Annotated in this window: 16 protein-coding genes; 6 read left to right on the top strand and 10 right to left on the bottom strand. The window is 38.9% G+C overall.

All coding sequences use genetic code 11. From position 1 onward, the window contains the following. Positions 1-36 precede the first annotated feature (36 nt). The 3 genes from ABJQ32_21085 to mraZ all read right to left on the bottom strand — a co-directional run bounded on the left by ABJQ32_21085 (position 37) and on the right by mraZ (position 1924). Positions 37-399, bottom strand: coding sequence for an FtsL-like putative cell division protein (locus ABJQ32_21085; protein MEP5292161.1), 363 nt, complete (start codon positions 397-399; stop codon positions 37-39). Between the two features lie 56 nt (positions 400-455). Continuing rightward, complete coding sequence (rsmH, locus tag ABJQ32_21080) at positions 456-1394, bottom strand: 16S rRNA (cytosine(1402)-N(4))-methyltransferase RsmH (protein ID MEP5292160.1); 939 nt, start codon at positions 1392-1394, stop codon at positions 456-458. Between the two features lie 86 nt (positions 1395-1480). Beyond that, on the bottom strand, positions 1481-1924 hold the full coding sequence (mraZ, locus tag ABJQ32_21075) for a division/cell wall cluster transcriptional repressor MraZ (GenBank protein MEP5292159.1): 444 nt from the start codon (positions 1922-1924) through the stop codon (positions 1481-1483). A 632-nt stretch (positions 1925-2556) separates the two neighbouring features. Between mraZ and ABJQ32_21070 the strand changes: the two genes are divergently transcribed. Continuing rightward, positions 2557-3354, top strand: coding sequence for a helix-turn-helix domain-containing protein (locus ABJQ32_21070; protein ID MEP5292158.1), 798 nt, complete (start codon positions 2557-2559; stop codon positions 3352-3354). 85 nt (positions 3355-3439) lie between these two features. Then, positions 3440-5536 (top strand): hypothetical protein, encoded by a 2097-nt coding sequence (locus ABJQ32_21065; GenBank protein MEP5292157.1) that lies wholly within the window; start codon positions 3440-3442, stop codon positions 5534-5536. A gap of 235 nt (positions 5537-5771) precedes the next feature. On the opposite strand, the gene ABJQ32_21060 is transcribed toward ABJQ32_21065, so the two are convergent. Then, complete coding sequence (locus tag ABJQ32_21060) at positions 5772-6476, bottom strand: NAD(P)-binding domain-containing protein (GenBank protein ID MEP5292156.1); 705 nt, start codon at positions 6474-6476, stop codon at positions 5772-5774. 227 nt (positions 6477-6703) lie between these two features. Here ABJQ32_21060 and ABJQ32_21055 point away from each other — a divergent pair, with 227 nt between their 5' ends. Continuing rightward, positions 6704-7609: an NAD(P)/FAD-dependent oxidoreductase gene (locus tag ABJQ32_21055; GenBank protein ID MEP5292155.1), complete on the top strand. Its 906-nt coding sequence runs from the start codon at positions 6704-6706 to the stop codon at positions 7607-7609. A 13-nt stretch (positions 7610-7622) separates the two neighbouring features. Here ABJQ32_21055 and ABJQ32_21050 read toward each other — a convergent pair whose 3' ends face one another. From ABJQ32_21050 to ABJQ32_21040, 3 genes are all read right to left on the bottom strand, one after another. Further along, positions 7623-7949, bottom strand: a complete 327-nt coding sequence (locus tag ABJQ32_21050) for a DUF3817 domain-containing protein (GenBank protein ID MEP5292154.1) — start codon at positions 7947-7949, stop codon at positions 7623-7625. After that, positions 7949-8407: a hypothetical protein gene (locus ABJQ32_21045; protein ID MEP5292153.1), complete on the bottom strand. Its 459-nt coding sequence runs from the start codon at positions 8405-8407 to the stop codon at positions 7949-7951. The genes ABJQ32_21050 and ABJQ32_21045 overlap by 1 nt, the downstream gene beginning before the upstream one ends. 130 nt (positions 8408-8537) lie before the next feature. Continuing rightward, complete coding sequence (locus ABJQ32_21040) at positions 8538-9449, bottom strand: AraC family transcriptional regulator (protein ID MEP5292152.1); 912 nt, start codon at positions 9447-9449, stop codon at positions 8538-8540. Between the two features lie 179 nt (positions 9450-9628). Between ABJQ32_21040 and ABJQ32_21035 the strand changes: the two genes are divergently transcribed. Genes ABJQ32_21035 through ABJQ32_21025 form a run of 3 tightly spaced genes read left to right on the top strand, consistent with a single transcriptional unit; the run spans position 9629 to position 11494 of the window. After that, positions 9629-10120, top strand: a complete 492-nt coding sequence (locus ABJQ32_21035) for an NAD(P)H-binding protein (GenBank protein ID MEP5292151.1) — start codon at positions 9629-9631, stop codon at positions 10118-10120. 56 nt (positions 10121-10176) lie between these two features. Then, entirely contained in the window at positions 10177-10536 is a 360-nt protein-coding gene (locus tag ABJQ32_21030) for a hypothetical protein (GenBank protein ID MEP5292150.1), read from the top strand. Positions 10537-10564: 28 nt separating this feature from the next. Further along, on the top strand, positions 10565-11494 hold the full coding sequence (locus ABJQ32_21025; protein MEP5292149.1) for an AraC family transcriptional regulator: 930 nt from the start codon (positions 10565-10567) through the stop codon (positions 11492-11494). A 465-nt stretch (positions 11495-11959) separates the two neighbouring features. Here ABJQ32_21025 and mgtE read toward each other — a convergent pair whose 3' ends face one another. The 3 genes from mgtE to ABJQ32_21010 form a co-directional block, all read right to left on the bottom strand. Continuing rightward, the gene (gene mgtE, locus ABJQ32_21020; protein ID MEP5292148.1) at positions 11960-13312 is read right to left on the bottom strand and encodes a magnesium transporter; all 1353 of its coding nucleotides are present in this window, start codon (positions 13310-13312) and stop codon (positions 11960-11962) included. Positions 13313-13410: 98 nt separating this feature from the next. After that, a complete protein-coding gene (locus ABJQ32_21015) occupies positions 13411-13704 on the bottom strand; it encodes a hypothetical protein (GenBank protein MEP5292147.1) in 294 nt (97 codons plus the stop codon). Beyond that, positions 13701-18746, bottom strand: a complete 5046-nt coding sequence (locus tag ABJQ32_21010; protein MEP5292146.1) for a hypothetical protein — start codon at positions 18744-18746, stop codon at positions 13701-13703. The genes ABJQ32_21015 and ABJQ32_21010 overlap by 4 nt, the downstream gene beginning before the upstream one ends. Positions 18747-18852 lie beyond the last annotated feature (106 nt).

The raw sequence follows: 18852 nt of genomic DNA, 5'->3' as shown, positions 1-18852 counted from the left end.
CCCCTCCAAAGGGGGAATTGGGTTCTTCTAATTTTTTTATTCTTCAAAGCTTCGAATCAGTATTGGTGACTCCTTACTCTCTTTTAAACCGAGCGTTGCGGCTCGTTTTGCTACCTCTGATTGCTTGCTTTCATACATGAAATCAGCCTTCAGAGTCGTGTAATCTGCTCTCAGGTCTTCAACTTCTGTTTCCAGATTATTGATATCCCGAACCTTCTTTTCCGCGTAGTGTCGGTTTCCGATATACAGCAGACATAAGAATGCCAGAAATAGAATTTGGGGAAGAAAACGCACGTGTATCACCTCGCTTATGGAGCTATCCATGCGTAGAAAGCGATTGATGAGACGAAATAAGTCTCCTCGCTCTTCTCGTTGGGGTAATTTGTAGGTGTTCTTCATCTTAGTTACAAGTTTCAAGCTGCAAGTTCCAAGTCAAGCTTGTGGCTTAAGGCTTATTACTTGCTTCTTTTTCTGCCAATACGCAGCTTAGCGCTTCTCGCTCTGCTGTTTTCTTTTATTTCTGCCGCTTCAGGGACGATGGGTTTACGGTTCACCGGGTCTAATACCCTGATTGGATTCCCATAAAAGTCTTTTTCATCTACCCCTTTGATATTTCCTTTATTGATGAAATTTTTAACCGGTCTGTCTTCCAGTGAGTGATAACTCATCACCACCAGTCTGCCTTCTGCCTTCAGCACTTCGCCAGCCTGTATTAAAAATTCCTTGAGTGCTTCTATTTCTTCATTTACCTCTATTCGAATGGCCTGAAAGACCTGCGCGAGGTATTTAAGATCTCGACCTTTAGGAGCATTCTTCATAGCTATTGCTTTCAGCTGCTCATTGGTCTCGATTGGTTGATTCATTCTGAAATTCACAATCTCTCTTGCAAGAGTTCGTGCATTTCTGATTTCACCATATGCACTCAAAATATGTATCAGATCCTTTTCATCGTACTCATTTACTACTTCTCTAGCGCTTCTATCAGCAGCCTGATCCATACGCATATCCAACACACCTTCTGCCCTAATGGTGAATCCTCGCGCCGGCTCATCGAACTGATGGGAGCTAACTCCCAAATCGGCCAGTATGCCATCCACTTCCGTGATGCCATGTAGTTTGAGATACTTTTTCAGGAACCTGAAATTTGACTCAATAAATGTAAAAGAACGTTTGCCCGACATTCCGGGAGTATCCGGTCCGACAAGCTGTTGTGCATTTTTCTCAGCATCTGCATCCTGATCAAAAGCAATGAGGTGTCCGGTTGTTAATTGCTCGAGTATTGCTTTGCTATGACCGCCACCTCCAAAGGTCACATCCACATATACTCCATCCGGTTTTATATCCAGCCCTTCCATGCACTCTTTGAGCATAACCGGGTTATGATATTCACTCATAGCAGTAGATTTTACATCCCCCTGCCCTCTCACTACCCAACACACCCCCCTCGCAAGGGGGAATTGCTTCTTTAATTAGTTTCCAGCTATTCATCAAGAAACTTCTGCGCTAAAGCTGAGTACTCTCCTGCATCATCAATCATGTGCTTATCAAATACTTCAGGATTCCACATTTCTATATAGTTGCCCGTGCCAATAAGGAGTGCTTCCTTTTCTATCTGTGCATGAGCGAGCATCTGCTTAGGGATCAAGATGCGGTTAGCGCTATCCAGTTCCACCTGGGCGATACTCCTGAAAAATGTCCTTTTCAACTTTCGTTGTTCAGGATCGAATTCACTAAGTGATGAGATCTTGTGGTGTATCTTTTTATACTCCACCATTGGGTAGAGGATTAGGTTAGGTTCGAATCCTTTCCTAATTACTAGTTCTGCAGTGGAGACCTCCGGAAGGTTGTTCTTGATCTTTGCAGGCAAGACCAACCTTCCTTTAGTATCCAACTTACACTCATACTCGCTTGTAAAAAACGCCATACTGAGCCTTGAAAAATATAAACCACCGTAGCAAACTTAAACAATTATTCCTATTTTCCTCCACTTTCTCCCACTTTCACACACAGAACGTAAAAAAAGTTAATTATTATACCTAAATCAATGATCTTAAGGAATAAGGAAATGAATTGAAAGTCAGTGAGATATGAATCTTCTAGGGAATAGGAAGGTTTTTAATAAAAAAGTCTAGAAAAAGTTAAAAAATGAAATTTGGTGGGGGGATGTGGGGGAATTTGAATGTATAACAGTGAAATGCTGTTGTAGAGTACAGAATGAAATGTAGTGTATCAACGTTTAAATTGTAGTGTTTTTAATAGTCACATAACTACTTCCCTTCTCAAGTACTCATAGAGAGTAGACCTACTTATCCCAAGAGTTGATGTTATCTCACTTATTGGAAGTTCCTTACTACTATATAATGTGACTGCTGCAGCTGCTTTACTCTTATTATAAGATTGAAAGGACAGGTATTTCCGTCGAGGAAGCGAGTATTTCAGCTATTATAATGCTTTTACTCTTTCACATCCTCATTGCAAGCGAGGACGATAATGGGGGGATTTTTTTCTTTGAAATTGGTAATGTAAACTACATAAATTCCTACATTGGAACTAATCATGAGTGTAACAATCGATTACTTCTTACCTGAAGAAAATTCTTATTTTAGCCTTTTTGCCAAAGCTATCCATATTGAAGAAGTTATTAATGAGCCTTTACCTGCTTTCGACAAAAGCTACATCATATTTGATTATAACGGGTGCGATATTAAGATAAAAGACGAATGGGTAAAGAGTCCTAAAAGTTATCTGAAGCCGGTTCGAGATCATTACCTAAATTATAATAAACCAAAAAAATCAATCTATTACATTGCCGTACTGCACGAATGTAGCTTCTACAAGATCACTGGTAGACAAGCAAGTGATTATCAGGACAGGTTTTTGCCACTAGATGAAATCTTAGGTATAAAAGAAACGGAGAAGTTGTATCATCAGGTAAAGCATGTCGAAGGTATTGAGGCCTTCGTTGATTTAATGCATCATTTTTTTGAAAAACATGTTCCTCAGATGAAAACTACGCCGATAGATGATATCATTAAGCATATCAAAACCTCAGAAGGCCTGGTTTCAATCGATGAGCTTTTGTCTAGAAGCAAATGCTCCCAGAGCACTTTGAATAGGTACTTTCTGAAGTATGTAGGAGTTACAACTTCTCTTTATATTCGATTGGTAAAATTCAACCTTCTCATAAGAAAAATCAGCAATAAACATCCGATCAATGACATGATCTGTTGGTACGATTACTTTGATCAATCGCATCTGACAAAAGATTTTTTGCGCTTCGCTAATGTCAAACCTGCAGATTATCTCGGGCCCAATTTTGAAATACTTCGAGAAGTGATGAAGAAAGCGCGATAAGTCATTTTTGACGATTATTTACAGACTTCTCTATGTCCGCATAAATACATTTACTTCATTAATTTTCACATAACGAATAGTATCAATGCTACCTAAAATCAACTTAACCAGACAAGGATTTCGTCTAATCGTACTTTTCATCTTTTTTTACATTTCAATCAATATTCCAACTCATTCACAACCTGTTACAACTCACTATTACAGCATTAAAAACAATTCCACAGGCCAGTATTTGGCTGTTGATAACGGGGGTAATTTATACTTAAGCCCCAATGACGATCCGCTTTCTACCAAGACCTGGAAGGTGGTTATGGGTGATGACCATCATTACATTGCTAATTCGGCCTACTCCAAAGATCTGTTCCTTAGTCCGACTAGTCCTTTGGCCAGCACGACCAAAAAGGCATTGGAGTTTAAAATTGTACTGGATCCTATTGTTGGCGATAGTATCCTTCCAGTGCCTATTGGCCCTGATCGATTTATGGCTTTAAACGATGGCGCGTTTGTTATTTCATCTACAATTGATTACTGGACTTTTTCACTGAACTCTCCGATAAATTTTCCGGCTCCAACAACGTATGTTAAAATTGAAAAAGATTCAAAATACCTGGAATGGAATGGTAAGGATTGCTCTTTCAAATCAAACAATGGATTCAAGTCTCAGGAGTGGCAAGTTTGGCCAGAACATGATGGATCTGTAAGGTTCACAAATAGGAATGGCAGGGAAGAATTGTTTCTTACTAAATCTTCCGGAAGACTAACTTTAGAATCAACAGGATCGGGACTCCAAAAATGTAAAATCATACAGTCTACGGATAACCTCATTACCGGATATATCGGTAACAATTCCTTTAACAAAGATGCAGAAGTTTTCAAACTTGTATCTACAAGCAACCCTGTGCTACCTTATGGAGATGTTTTAAATTCAATTGATCATCAGTATAAAATTTTAAGCTCAGCAGGAGTCCCCACCATGTTTGATGCAAAAAACTATCAGTTCGTTAAGGGTCCTAATAATAGTTATCGAATTATCAATCGCACAGCGAGCAATAGGTCTAGGGAAACCCAATACCTGAGTGAAGTAAGTGGAATTCCGACGGATGACGACATACATGAAAAGTCATTGTGGGCATTGACCTACAGTAATTCCACCAGATCCTATGCTATCAAAAATATTTCAACTGGAGCGTATCTACATCCGGATACAATGCGTAACACCACTTATGACTGGCATTTGGACATTCAGACAGCTCACATTCACGATGATTCTTATTACATGGTTGTTACTGGAGACCCTCAATTTTATAGAGTTATGGAATTGGGCCATGATACCACCGGTTACATACTGATCGGTAATCATCATAATAAAAAAAAATCCGAGAAGGCTAATATCAGCCAGATTAGGAGTATTGTTCAACTCAAAAACAGAAGAAGCTCTATCGATGTTAAAGGACTTATAATTAATGGGGATTTAACAGAAAAACCAGCTAGGAGTAACCGAAAAAAGTACGAGCTGATGTATAAAGAAAATGAAGACCTACGTGAAATAACACTTTACCCGGGTCTGGGTAATCACGACTATGCCAATCATCTTAGCAAGGGCTCAGAAATGCTAATCAAACATCACTTGATCAAGGACGTTATGCAATTACCTATTACCGGCTTTGATTGGAACAGCAAAGACGAACAAGGAAGTCTGGCCTATTCTTGGGAGATTGGCAGTATTCATTTTGTGCAGCTCCACAATTATCCAACCTACGAGGTGGATCGAAGCAATTTTTATAAAATCAGATCATCACTCGCCTGGCTCGAAAGAGATCTGGAGCAAGCCTATCGGAGAGGAAAATCCGTGATCCTTAATCTTCATGATCGCAAGATGCACTTCAAAGGGTCTGAACGACGTGATTTCGAAAACATCATCTCTAGGTACGATAATATCACGGCGGTGTTTGCCGGGCATTTGCACCCCCAATTAGGCAGGTATGGTTCGTACCGTGATAAATACAGAGTGCCAATATACCAGTCAGGTAGCCCGATTTATGGCAGTTATCTTGTGGCAACATTTGGGAATGGAGAAATGAGGGTTGAGAAAGTAAAGCACATGACGGTAAATACTTCTAGTTTATACGTTGAATTGCTTCCTAATCGAATAACTCAAGATTCTACTATTCCACTGAGGTGATAATTTTTTGAACATTTGACGAGGTTGCTCATCCTCGGACTAATAGGCTGTAATTCAGAATATGCCCTCTCCATGCTTCTCCAGATGTTCCTAAGGGTATCTGGAAGAGCATGGAGAAAAATGGATTTGTAATAATTCAGCTAATAAACCTATGACAAATCATACCCATTTGATCATTAGCAGTAAAGGCCAAAAATTAAGTGACATCATTCGCGATTTATACTTTGGTTGATCATCAGTCGGCAGGTCTTACTTGCTCAATGATCTCAGTGCTCACCCAATAGATATTTCCTGTCCCGTCTTGTTCTTCTCTTCCAAAAAACATGTATTTACCATCTGGACTGATACTCGGAACTCCTTCATTAGCACTTGTATTTACTGGATCTCCAAGGTTAATTGGTTTTGTCCATGTCCTGTCTTTTTCCATAAAACAGACATAGATATCCCGATCTTTTATTAAGGTTTCGGCCACTGTTTTTCCTTCTTTCTTATTGCAAGTATAGAGTACGCTTATCCTTGGATTTGAGTGGTGTTTCGCAAGAGCATCTGCCGAATGTGAGGAAAAAGCTTTTATTATGACAGATGTCTTCAATTCAGCATGCAGAGTTTCAGCTCCGGATGTATCTTCCTCTATCACTCGCTCTAAACCTTCTTTTTCAGACCATTTGTATGGATTGGTAAGGTCAATAATGATTTTATCTGAGTTTCTTAATGGCTCAATGGCTTCCTTAATTGTCCAATAGTTTATTGCTAAAAGAATTACTTCACCAAATTCAATAGCGTTTGCTACTGTTCCTACTTGGCCAGCTTCAAGGTCGTCAATCAATGGTAATAGCTTTTGTGGGTTTCTTGAGCTAAACATCACTTCGTGACCTGCCAACCCCCACAGTCGACCAATTTGTCCACCCATATTGCCGGATCCAATAATGCCAATCTTCATGGTCAATAGATTTTAGTTGGTTGCAATCTCAAACTTTATGATAATCATCATCTTACAAGTTATAAATTATTCTTTGGGGCACTGGAGAATATCTGGAGCTTTATAAGCTTCTGACAAAGCAAATAATCATAAATGCAACACTATTGCATTTATGTAAATATCTATTACTTTTACCAAAAATGAAAGTGTAGCATAGGGCAACACTTTCCACTAAAGGTAATACGACAATGGACAATAATGATTTTGAAGTAATAATTATTGGGGGAAGTTATGCAGGGCTTTCTGCATCATTAACTTTAGGACGCTCACTTAGAAAGACATTGATCATGGATGCAGGAAAACCATGTAATCGTCAAACCCCTCATTCTCATAATTTTCTAACACAAGATGGAAGTACACCTGAAAAGATTTCAAATATTGCTAAGCTGCAAGTTTCCAAGTATGATACCATCAGGTTTTATGAAGGGTTTGCCAATAGCGGAAAAAAGACTTCCAGAGGTTTTGAAATTATCAATTCAGATGGAGACACATTTACGACTAAGAAAATAGTCATTGCTACAGGCATAAAAGACCTAATACCAAGTATAACTGGATTTGCAGATTGTTGGGGGATATCTGTGATACATTGTCCTTACTGTCACGGTTATGAATTTAAAAATCAAAAAACAGCTATTCTGGCTAATGGTGATAGCGCTTTTCATCTTGCTCCGTTAGTCCATAACCTGACCAAAGAGTCGGCTATTCTAACCTCAGGGAAACCAACATTTGATAAAGGTCAATCAGAAAAACTGAAAATGCGTAATATCAGAATCATGGAAAAGGAAGTTGTAGAAATCACTCACGAAAATGGACAGGTAAAGACTGTTGTTTTCAAAGACAGCAGCAAGGAATCTTTTGATGCAGTCTACGCACCGATCCCTTTTGAGCAAAGTTCTGACATACCAGTCAGTTTAGGCTGTGAACTTACCGAGCAGGGATATATAAAAGTAGACTCTATGCAAAAGACTAATATCAATGGTGTATTTGCCTGTGGAGATAACAGCACCATGATGCGTTCTGTTGCAACAGCTGTTTACGGTGGTAACATTGCAGGTGCAGCGATTAACAAAGAGCTAACGGAGGAAAGCTTTTGAATACATACCTATTTCAAGAGAACTCATTGTCTCCATGAAGTTTTCGGAGAATTCTATTGTCGATGTAAAATGTGCCAAAGGGTATGAAGCAAGCCAGGATGACTATCCATGTCGTTTTTTTAAACTTCCAGCTTTGTTCTATACCAACGCCAAGGGAGCTGAATATAAATAATAGGAAAAGAGCTCCGTGTATAGGGCCAATTGCTTTAACAGCTTGAGGACTATCAAGCATATATTTAAGGGGTACTGCAATGAAGACTAGTAGAATAAGAGACACCCCTTCTAAAAAGGCTATTAATCTGAGCCGCCCAATAGGGTTAAACAAGAATTTCTTTATCATTAAAATGGTCTTAAGTATAGTCTGTTAGCAAAAGGTGAAAATGGCCAGGGGATCGAGACGAACATTATTACCAAGCATAGGCTATACCATATCAAAATAGTCTTGAACTTCTGTTTGTCTGTCTCTTTCCGTTTTGCCATTGCCGACCCGATTGTCAGGATGACAATGGCAAGTATCATCAACGCAATATGATAGACTGAAAAAAACAATGCTTCACCATTTATAGGATATGGTGAGTCCCAATAGTACTGGACAATCGGGCTTTTTATATACAATAGTATACCCACAATCATTTGGATATGCCCAACTGTGGCTGTCCAGTGCCTCAACACATTATCCCATTTGGTAAATGTATGGTTTCTGTAATAACCTGCAACAGTTCTTAAAATCGATGTAAATAAGAAAAGTAATATCAGCCAACGCAGAACGGAATGAATGGGGAGTAAGTATTGATACATTTGTATTAGGAAACGAATGGTTTACGAAATGCGTGAATGCTTCTGCGCCAATCGTCATTTATATTCGTTTTTCATTTGATGCAAAGTTCGAACTTGAATTGATTCGTTGTTAGGATAGAGGAATCAGTAATTAGGACTTATCAATCAATTTTCTAAATCTCCGTGGCGATACCCCTTCAAGTTTTTTGAATAATCGACTAAAGTAAGAATGGTCCAAGATTCCTAATTCCGCTGCAATAGCATTGATGGGGTCATTGGTTTGAAAGAGAAGGACTTTCGCTTCAATGATAAGCATCTCTTCAATCCATTTGGAAGCCGGGCGACCGGTGACCACTTTAACCGTTTTGTTGAGATGGTTTGTAGTGACGTTGATTATGGATGCATAATCTGAAACCTTGTGAAGCTCCCTTATGTTCGTATGCACCAAATCTTTGAACCTATTAGAGATTTCAACAGCTCTCTTACTCTTATTTAGTGAAAGTGGTTTATAGACTTTTTTTAATTCAAATAATGCTGCTAATAAGTAGGTCTGTAAAAGCTCCTGATTTTTAATTCCATTGGCGGCATACTCATTATATATCCTATTTAGTGTTTGAATAATGTAAGTGGCAGTTTGCGTATCCGGATGAACAGTAGGATTCCCCCATACATTCAGGAATTCAAAGTCTTTCAGTAGTTCTGTATTTCCGATCTTTCCAATCAGAAAGTGATTGTCAAATACGATGATGTAGCCATCATTTATTTCGTACTCTCTATAGCTAAAAATCTGTCCTGCTGGGACAATCATGCATTCGCCCTGTTGAGCATGAACAGGGTGAAGCCCAATTTTCATTGATGCTTTACCTTCCGTTAAGAAAATAAGCGTATGTGTTGTAGCTCTGGTAGGCGGAACAGGAAGTTTGGAGGCTTTGAGCATTTGCTGGACAGGCATGATGAGGAAAGTGCCGTTACCTTCATTGACCTTTTCTTCTTTTTTGAGCTTCAGATCAATGTACTTATCCATAAACCCGGAAGTATCATACGTCTTTATCTTATACTCCATAGTCATCTGTAAAGATTGTTAAGCTATTTTCATACAGGAGTTCCCACTCAAACTGGCGCTTTTTTAAGCCCCTCGGAAAGTTACCATTATCTAATCCTAGTTTTAAACACAACCTCCATAGATTCGATTAATAATATCTCCTGGCTAATTCTGAGTTTTGTATAAACAAAAACGGAATCATGCAAAAATTAAATCTAGTTTTAACAGGCTCTTTAGGGAATATCGGTAAGCCATTGACCGAACAATTGGTAAAGGATGGGCATTCGGTTACCGTCATTAGTAGTAATCCGGAAAGAAGCACTGAAATCTCAGCATTGGGAGCTACGCCTGCTATCGGAAACTTACAAGACACTCCCTTTTTAGCTTCTACTTTCCGAGGGGCAGATGTTGTTTACACTATGGTTCCACCAGCTAACTATTTCGATCATGACTTGGACTTACTTGGGCATTTCAAGGAGCTTGGAAACTACTTTGCTGAAGCAATTAGGCAGGCTGGAGTAAAACGGGTTTTAAACATGAGCAGTATTGGTGCACATCTAGCGAAAGGTAATGGGATCTTAGAAGGCACCTATCATGTAGAACAAAGACTAAATAAGCTACCTCAGGATGTAGATGTTACGCATATAAGACCTACAGAGATTTACTACAATCTATTCAGTTTATCGGTTTAATTAAGAATCATGGGATTATAGCCAGCAACCTGGCAGAAAATGACGTGAATGTATGGGTGTCGCCTCTGGATATCGCAGATTGTGTGGTTGAAGAGATCAACACTCCTTCATCAGGGAGAAAAGTGCAATATGTAGCAAGTGAAGAATTGATGTACAGAGAACTGGCAAGAACGCTTGGTTCAGTTATTGGTAAGCCTGACCTGAAATGGATGATGATTCCAAACGAACAACTTCAAGAAAGCTTAGAAGGTGGTGGAATGCAACCGAAAATAGCGAAGCAAATGGTGGAAATGTATACGGCCATTCATAGCGGATTATTGTATGAAGATTACTACAAAAACAAACCTGCAGAAATGGGCAAAGTAAAGCTGGAAGATTTTGCTCAAGAATTTGCAGCTGCCTATGAAAATGCCTAAAATTAGATAAAAGCGATACCTAGTAATAATGTCCACAGAACCTCATCATATAAAATCAATCAATCAGTATCACAAGGTTCGTGGTTTGGGGAAGCCAGTACATCCTTTGATCAGTATTGTCAATTATCGTGACGTAAAGATTTTGCAGGAAGATCAACATAAAAGTTGGGTCTTTGACTTTTATCTTATTGCTATAAAGAGAAGTTCTGATCCTCACTTCAGGATGAAATACGGTCAGAATCAATACGATTATGACGAAGGTGTGATGTTTTTCATTGCACCAGGACAGCTTCTTAGCATTGAGGGAGAGGAAAATGAAACCATCCAAAAGTCCGGGTGGATGATGCTTGTTCATCCTGATTTTTTATTTGGAACGCCATTAGCAAAAACGATTAGGAGCTATGAGTTTTTTAAGTATTCCACACATGAGGCGCTTTTTTTATCTGAAAAGGAAGAACATGTATTAAATACAATCATAATAAGCATAGAGAATGAGTATCAATCCGTCATCGATAAGCATAGCCAACAAATTATTGTCTCCCAATTGGGTACTTTATTAGCCTATTCCAATCGTTTTTACGAACGTCAATTTATAACCCGCAAGCCGATGAACCATCGTATTCTAGAAAGGTTTGAAGACATAATTGACGAATATTTTAGAAATGAAAATTTCATAGAGCGAGGGATGCCATCAGTAAAGGATATTGCAGATCAATTGAACTTAACTTCCAATTATTTAAGCTCATTGTTAAAGCATTTGACGGGTCAGTCGACACAGCACTACATCCACAATAAATTAATTGACCTTGCAAAGGAAAAGCTCTCTACAACAGGTCTATCTGTTAGCCAAATTGCCTATGAATTAGGGTTTGAGTACCCACAATCCTTTAGCAAACTATTTAAATCAAAGACGAATCAATCACCATTGGAATTTAGGAAGTCGCTTAATATGAATTGACCGTTTGATTGGATATCATCTATCCCATCGATACTATAGATTTGGCAACACGATAGAGCGGAGTATACCCCTCTAATAATGATGTAAATGAAACTTTTAATAAAAAAAGTAAATAACGTGCACAGTGCATGTTATCCCGAAGTTATCGGCAACTGTGGAAATTGAAAAAGGATAGCCCTAAGCAACACCTCCGCTCAATCTTCTAGTCTTCTTAGTATATTTATTTGAAATCAAGCAATAACCTCTTTGCTATTTTGTCGCATGAATTTTTATCTCATCAGCGGTGAGAGCTCTTGAAAAGAGCAGTATTATGACCGCTGCTGTATCCAAGTTCCATGTATTAAAGCATTCATGGAGGTATCCTGAAGCTAATTTGGTGTAAGAGTATGCCCTTATATGTATTTCCTTGAACTCACTTAGTATCTACACGAAGTAATGATTGATTCATAATGTATACTCTATCAATTACAAATTTCCTATCATCATTCCGGCAAAGGTCAATGCTAAAAAGAAGCCGAACATATCCGTCACTGTTGTCAAAATAGGTCCTGAAGCTAATGCAGGATCTACATTCATTCTTTTTAATATAAGTGGAATAGTGCCCCCTAGAGATACAGCTACTAGTGTATTGATCGAAAGCGCGCCACCTACTACTAATCCAAGATAAATATTCCCTTGCCATAGCCATGCAGCCACTCCAATAAGTGTTCCTAACACAAGACCATTCAAAAGTCCTACGGATATTTCTTGTATCCATACTCTGGTTACCTCGTAAGGGCGGACGACACCAAGCGAAAGCTCTCTTAGACTCACAGCAACAGCCTGATTACCTGAACAACCACTCATATCTGAAATGATAGGTAAGAAAACGGCAAGGGCAATTACTGCTGAGAGAGTATCTTGATAAACTGCTATTATGCTTGCTGCAGCGATATTGAGTAGGATGTTTACACTCAACCAGGAAAGTCTTCTTCTTGCCCGCAACCATACCGACATAGTCCTAAGCTCTTCCCCGCCGACAATACCTTGAGTCTCCAGGTGCTCCACATTCACTTGTTCGGTTTGAGCCTCTCTTAGATCTTTTCTAAGCACGACTCCTTTCAATTGTAATCGATCGTCTACAACTGGTACACCATAGAAATCATTGGTATCAAAAAACTTAATCAGGTCTTCCAGTGAGTCTTTGTCTTGTACCGTCAAGGCATTTCTCAGTACAATCTCAGAGAGCTCCACTGTGGGTTTGGATAGCAACAATGCACGCATATTTAGCACACCTGAAAACTGCCTATTATGCGTTACATAAATGTATTGCAGATGGTATTTTTCATATTTCTCTGCATTGGATTGCAAGTCTTTTACTACCTCTCCAACAGTAACCTCTTCCTCAAAAGAGAGGAATTCTGTTACCATCAGTCCTCCAGCAGAATCATCTTCATATTGAATGAGTTCTCGGATGTTTTCAGCTTCTTTTTCAGGCATTTCCAGCATAATGGCCGCTGCTCCTTGCTCAGACATTTCACCTAAAAAGTCGGCCTGCTCATCACTTGGAAGTTCCGCAATGATAGCAGCAGCTTCTTTGCTGTTCATATCCTTGATGAGCTCTATTGCCTGAACCCAAGGTAAATCCTCTATCAGTTCAGCTGCGTCTTCTGGTGTCAGGAGGGATAAGAGTTTGAGTCTTTGTGTCTCACTAAGATGACTGACTAAACCAACAATATCTTCTGCGGCCAGTAGATCCAGATACTTTTTAATTTCATCTATTGACTCTATCTCAAGATACTCTTTGAGAATTTCCCAGGGTTTTATTTCTTGTATCATGATGCCAAGGTTTTTAACGATTCAAACATAAGTATCCTTGCCAAGAAACAACTGGATCCGGAAGGGGAAATAAGAATCGTAAATTGAATTTTCTTATGTTACTCATTTGTGTTCATTGAAGCGTTAAACGCCGCTTCAATCAACCTTCCTTTTTCTTCGCTCAAGACTGCCACATCTATCAAATAAGCGCTATCGGCAATACTGATTTTCGGAATATCAAGACACCAGGGACTATTAAGTATCAACACCTTCAAATCTCTCAGATCCACCAATGAATAAGAAATCGAGAAGGAATAGATCACCGAAGAGGTTGATTCTTTCTTTGGATCAGTCTGAATTTTAGTTCCTCTTATAAAGGAACGAATTTTTATTAATGGCTTTTTCCAATTCATAGAAGCACCTCTCTTTCTTTTAATGCATCAAGGATGAATGAATACATCACCGGATCGAGGTTGTAAATGCCTCCTGTTTTCTCTGTGATTAAACCTGATCTCTGCATTGCAAGTATTTTTTCCACTACCTGTCCTTCACTCCACTCCGTAATCCGAATGATTTTTGGAATTGAAAGTCGCTTGTGCAGTACAAACTGAATGATCAGCATGGTCCAGTCATCACTTAATTTATCAAATACCTCTAATGAAGGGTAGTCAGGTTTTTGAACACAGATGTATTCTTTGTTTGCCTTATGAATATTAGATAACCAACCATTTAGTGCTACTCCAGGACTTCCGTGACTGTACTTGAAATAACTGTGGAAAAGAGAAGCCAATTGTAACTCATTTAACTGGTCCGATTTTTCATCAAAATGTATCTTCAGCCCGCTTGACTTGTGTCTTTTAAGTACCAATTCACCGAGCTCCTCTGCATCGAAAGGTGCCATATTGATAATCTCAATGAAATGATCTTCCACTGCTGTAAGTTCATTGATCAATTTGTATGCATACGCATTCATATTAGCCACAAACAGCACTTTGTCTCCAAATTGATCTATCAGCTTTCCAATCAAGTTGATTACCTCCAATCCATCTTCAGACCGCTCCCAGAAAAGCTCTAGATCATGAATAATTAATATACTGCTTTTGGCTACTCTGGAGAGCATTTGCTGTGATGTGCCTCTTTTTTGTAATGCTTTAGCAAGCGATTTTTCAAATCCTTCAATGGAAGTCGTGCCTGGAATAGGAGGAAACAGGTGAAAAACACTACTGCTTTTAAATATTTGTTGTGTTACGTGCTTAGCAAAAGCAGTTTTACCTGAGTTGCGATCACCTAATACCAATATTCCACCACTATATCCACCTCTGTGTCGTTTCACTGCCTTCTTAAACAAACCTTCTTCAATAGGACGTTTGATCCAAAGATCCTTACTGATATTTGACTTCCCATTGAAGAGGCTCGTGTAGTACTGAGGCAGTGGCTCTATGCCTTTGATGGGTGGACTCAACTGCTCTTTCAAATCGAGTAACATACTATTGGCAGAAGCTTGTTTTTGACTTCCTCCAAGCTTGCTTGCATATAAAGTCGCTTCACTACGTCTATAAAGCAATTTAGTAATAGCTCTTCGAATGACTTGTTTGGTTCTTTCTAACAATGCCTCCACACCTGATAGGACCTGCTGACCTTGATAAACCCTAAGTCCGCTGGTGTAATCCTCTGCGCTTTCTTCAATTCGGATTGACTCCAGAGGTTCATAAGCACTTTCGAGTAGTTTCTCACTATCTCTTGGGAAATCTTCTAAAAGCTGAATGAATTTGTTTTTCTCTTTTTCAACTTTTGCTTTACATCCTTCGAGAATCTCCTGGGTTGTGCTTACTGTCTGTTCTTCATTTTCCAGGTTAAACTGAGCTAGGCTTATGGTGTCTTGTGTGGTTAAAATGGCTCTTTTAAGGGAATCCATTAATTGCTCAAATCTTTCTTCCGAGGGAGATTCATATCTGGACTTAATATAGTATTCGGCCATTCTTGAGACCGGAATAGAAACAGGTTCGTGATCACTATGTAAGAGCGAGAATATTTCAATTTTCTCTGGAAGTTCCTCTATTAAGGAAATAATTTTTGCCTCATGCTCTTCAAACTGCTCTTGTAACTCAGTCTCGAAATCCACATCCAACTTTATCTTAAAAGCCTTTTCAGAATCATTTTGAGTTATTGATGAGCAGATGACTTCTGCTTTTTTCACGTATTGCGAGTGAATAACCATTTTCATGTTTTCACAGAAATCCATGATCTCAGTTTCTTGTCTATTCCTTATTGCATGGACTTTTAACTCAAGAACCAATAAGTTGACTATTGTGTGGGCGTTTACTTCAAATCTCTCAGAAAAATCTTTTAGGAAGTTTTCGTTACGGGCATAATTTTTTTTTGCTTTCGACCTCTTTTGAACTAGGTGATCCGTATCCAACCGCTCCATATCTTTTTGCATCAGGATCAGGTTCTTCCTAAACTCGACCAGCAATCTATTTTGATAGAGTGAAGCTAGTGACTCAAGTTCTTCTTTTGTTTTCTTAATAAGTATTTCAAGTTGAAATATCTCTTGTAATTCTAACTTGTCTTCTTCCCATATTTGTCTTTCTATATTGTTCAACGTATCTGTAATGTTGCCAATCAGTTTTCGCGCACTTTCGTAAAATTTTGTCTCATCCTTCAGTAGTTGTTGAAGTAGTTTTTTTAGAAATATCACTCTGGTACTTAACTGAAAGTACCTTGCCAGCTCCCTATAATTAATAGTCTGAGTAATGGGCTTCCCAACAATCAGGTGCTTAAATTTCTTCGCTCTTTTGATTGACTTAATCCTCAAGTTATCATCTTGATGGATGGCAAAGTCTTTGTCAGCATACTTGATTTTAAAATATTTGGGAAACCTTCTGAAATCCACTTTAAACTGATTGATATACCAATTTATCCCTTCCTCCAATTGCTTTGTCTGATAAGGGATACTCACCTCTGAGACTTCTTCGTTGATAAAAAAATCCAGCTTAAACAAGCTTTCATTTTTAAGTTTATCTATGGCTTTCTTTCGTTTGAGCAGTTCTGGTGTTTCCTCAATTTTTTTAACCTCTTTTTTAATAGAATCTATTCGACTTGAAAGATCATCAAGGAAAGAGCGGTTACTATCAAAAATGGGTTTGAAGGCTTGAACGTAAAATCGATCGAGAACTTCCTGACCATTTCGATCTATTTTCCAAATATCTGAGGTTATCTCCTGATAATTTGATTCAGGTAATGGCGGCATAGCCAATGAATGTACCCCTGATTTGGTAACCAGTTTAGGTTTGTGCTGATCTATTACCTCCAGTTCCTCAAAGTCTTCCGATGCATTAATGATCAATGAGCTACCAATACTCTCAACGATTTCATTTATTTTATGGAAAGATTTTCCAAAGTTTTTGAATTCCTGATCGGGCACTCCCAGGAGTACAAGATCGGCTTTTTCTGATTCGCGGGATATGATTTCCAGGTCACTTAACTGCTCCTTTTCATTGTCTATGATTTTCACGTCTGCAGGTAACCGAAAGCGATCCAGAATGGCTGTCGTATTTTTATAGATAGTTTCTGACTCTTCATCTGCCCGATTAATAATTAGCACTCTTACTTTCGCGCTTTTCCATAAGATAGAATTTGTGATGGATCTTACTAAGCCAAATGAAAGTGATAGGTTTCGTCCGGAACCACTCCACCAGATATCAATGGTGCTTCCGTTTCCATACCCTTTGTCATGGTCGTAGTTTAAAAAGAGTGTATTGAAATTTTGGCTAGCAAAACTTTCGATCAAGTCAAGAAACCGATCTTCATTAGTCGGAATCTTACTCCACCCCATCAAAATAGAATTTGGCTCTACTCCGGAAAAGCCATACACACGAGCAATCTGATCCATACCTGAATAGATGTCTCGGCAATGAAGTTTGTGTTTAAAATATCCTATAGCGTCTTTCCCTTTTTCAAGATCAGACTCAGCCTTAGCCATAATGCGATCATCGCTTTTCACTAGTTCAAAAGCGGTAAGAATTCCAAGTTTGCCTACAATTGCCTTCCCAATTTCTATCATGTGAATACGATTATTTGGATTACCGCTAAACATGATCACGTTTGGCCTCCAGTTTCGATTGTTGACACTATGTTTCATCAGATTGGTTAAGCCTGTTTTAACCACTGAGGCCCAAACACCACTCCACGCATCTCCAGAGTCTAAAGTGAGTTCACGTTTTTTTAGAAGGAAGTATGTCAAACCCAAGATTAAAACAGCACCAAGTAGTGCTAACAAGTCTAGCTGGATCATGACCACTAAGCAAGCAATTGCTCCTATCAAACTAACCCACCCAGAAACCTTGAAATCAGGTCGATAGTCAGTGCTTGTCCATTTCTCAAATGCTGCGCTTATGTTTAGAAAGCCATAAGTTGTTATGAAGAAGATGGAGACAATTCGAGCAATAATATCAAGTTCCCCGATGAGAATGCCTGCCTCTGCAATCACGAATGCCAGCAAGACAGCATTTCTAGGTTCTTTGGTTGGTCCATGGCCTTTTGCGAAAAATTTTGACCCGATTTTATCAACTGCAATAGCCTGCATAATTCTGGGTGCACCCAGAATACTTCCCAATGCTGATGAAAGTGTAGCTCCCCAAATCCCCGCCACGACCAATTCAGGTATCCATGCAGTGTTGAGAAGTATCTGCGAATCATTGGTCAGTGCCTCTCTACTTACGGTGAACGAAAAGAATATGGCTAGAGCGACATAAATAATGAAGCCCGTAGTGATGGCTGCAATTGTTCCTTTGGGAATGGATCTTTTAGGGTCTTCCAAGTCGCCCGACATGCTAACTCCCGCACTAAATCCAGTTACTGCAGGAAAGAAAATGCCAAACAACACCATAAGTGAAGTAGCGTTTGGAGAACTATAAAAAAGTGGACTTTCTGTAGTGAACTCGTGCTGTCCATAAAGAATAGAAATTAAAGACAGAACTATAGCTATCAAAATAAAGAACTGTGCTTTGATAGCAAGGGACGTGCTTATGAAAGTAATTATGGTTAGTACAATTAGTGCCAACGATCCAGCAATCCGTATATTTGATATGTCCGATGAAAACCCAAAATAGGGTAGAAAACTTTCAGAAAAACCAATTAAATATAGACTTATGCTAAATGATAGTCCCACAAAAAGTGCAAGCCCTAACGTACCTCCAATAGGTAATCCTAAACTTCGAGAGATGATGTAGTAAGGCCCTCCAGCTTCCACTTTTTTATCGGTCGCCATTGAGGAGATACTGAGACCTGTGGTCACTGAAATGATATGCGCTACTACAATGATCCCTAGTGTATACCATAATCCCGCCTCTCCTACTATTTGAGGAAGCCTCAAGTACATGATCACACCGAGAATAGTCAATATTGAAGGGACGAAGACGCCACCAAAAGTTCCAAACTTTTTAACTTTTGCCATATAGTGATCGGGATTACTTAGGTTTTTTCGACCTTCAAGACCTTATTTTTTAAATTAAGTCACAAAATTTACTCATAAACTGTGACTAGTTTTAAGAAATAAGTCC

Source organism: Marinobacter alexandrii (assembly GCA_039984955.1).
Classification (GTDB): Bacteria; Bacteroidota; Bacteroidia; order Cytophagales; family Cyclobacteriaceae; genus Ekhidna.
Note: the sequence above shows the minus strand (reverse complement) of the source record. Positions and strands in the feature narration are given on the sequence as shown.

Coding starts and splice junctions, on each gene's coding strand:
- ABJQ32_21055 (MEP5292155.1), top strand. CDS start 6,704: ATGGACAATAATGATTTTGAAGTAATAATTATTGGGGGAAGTTATGCA.
- rsmH (MEP5292160.1), bottom strand. CDS start 1,394: ATGAGTGAATATCATAACCCGGTTATGCTCAAAGAGTGCATGGAAGGG.
- ABJQ32_21065 (MEP5292157.1), top strand. CDS start 3,440: ATGCTACCTAAAATCAACTTAACCAGACAAGGATTTCGTCTAATCGTA.
- ABJQ32_21085 (MEP5292161.1), bottom strand. CDS start 399: ATGAAGAACACCTACAAATTACCCCAACGAGAAGAGCGAGGAGACTTA.
- ABJQ32_21060 (MEP5292156.1), bottom strand. CDS start 6,476: ATGAAGATTGGCATTATTGGATCCGGCAATATGGGTGGACAAATTGGT.
- mraZ (MEP5292159.1), bottom strand. CDS start 1,924: ATGGCGTTTTTTACAAGCGAGTATGAGTGTAAGTTGGATACTAAAGGA.
- ABJQ32_21040 (MEP5292152.1), bottom strand. CDS start 9,449: ATGGAGTATAAGATAAAGACGTATGATACTTCCGGGTTTATGGATAAG.
- ABJQ32_21035 (MEP5292151.1), top strand. CDS start 9,629: ATGCAAAAATTAAATCTAGTTTTAACAGGCTCTTTAGGGAATATCGGT.
- ABJQ32_21015 (MEP5292147.1), bottom strand. CDS start 13,704: ATGAATTGGAAAAAGCCATTAATAAAAATTCGTTCCTTTATAAGAGGA.
- ABJQ32_21045 (MEP5292153.1), bottom strand. CDS start 8,407: ATGTATCAATACTTACTCCCCATTCATTCCGTTCTGCGTTGGCTGATA.
- ABJQ32_21010 (MEP5292146.1), bottom strand. CDS start 18,746: ATGGCAAAAGTTAAAAAGTTTGGAACTTTTGGTGGCGTCTTCGTCCCT.
- ABJQ32_21070 (MEP5292158.1), top strand. CDS start 2,557: ATGAGTGTAACAATCGATTACTTCTTACCTGAAGAAAATTCTTATTTT.
- ABJQ32_21025 (MEP5292149.1), top strand. CDS start 10,565: ATGTCCACAGAACCTCATCATATAAAATCAATCAATCAGTATCACAAG.
- mgtE (MEP5292148.1), bottom strand. CDS start 13,312: ATGATACAAGAAATAAAACCCTGGGAAATTCTCAAAGAGTATCTTGAG.
- ABJQ32_21050 (MEP5292154.1), bottom strand. CDS start 7,949: ATGATAAAGAAATTCTTGTTTAACCCTATTGGGCGGCTCAGATTAATA.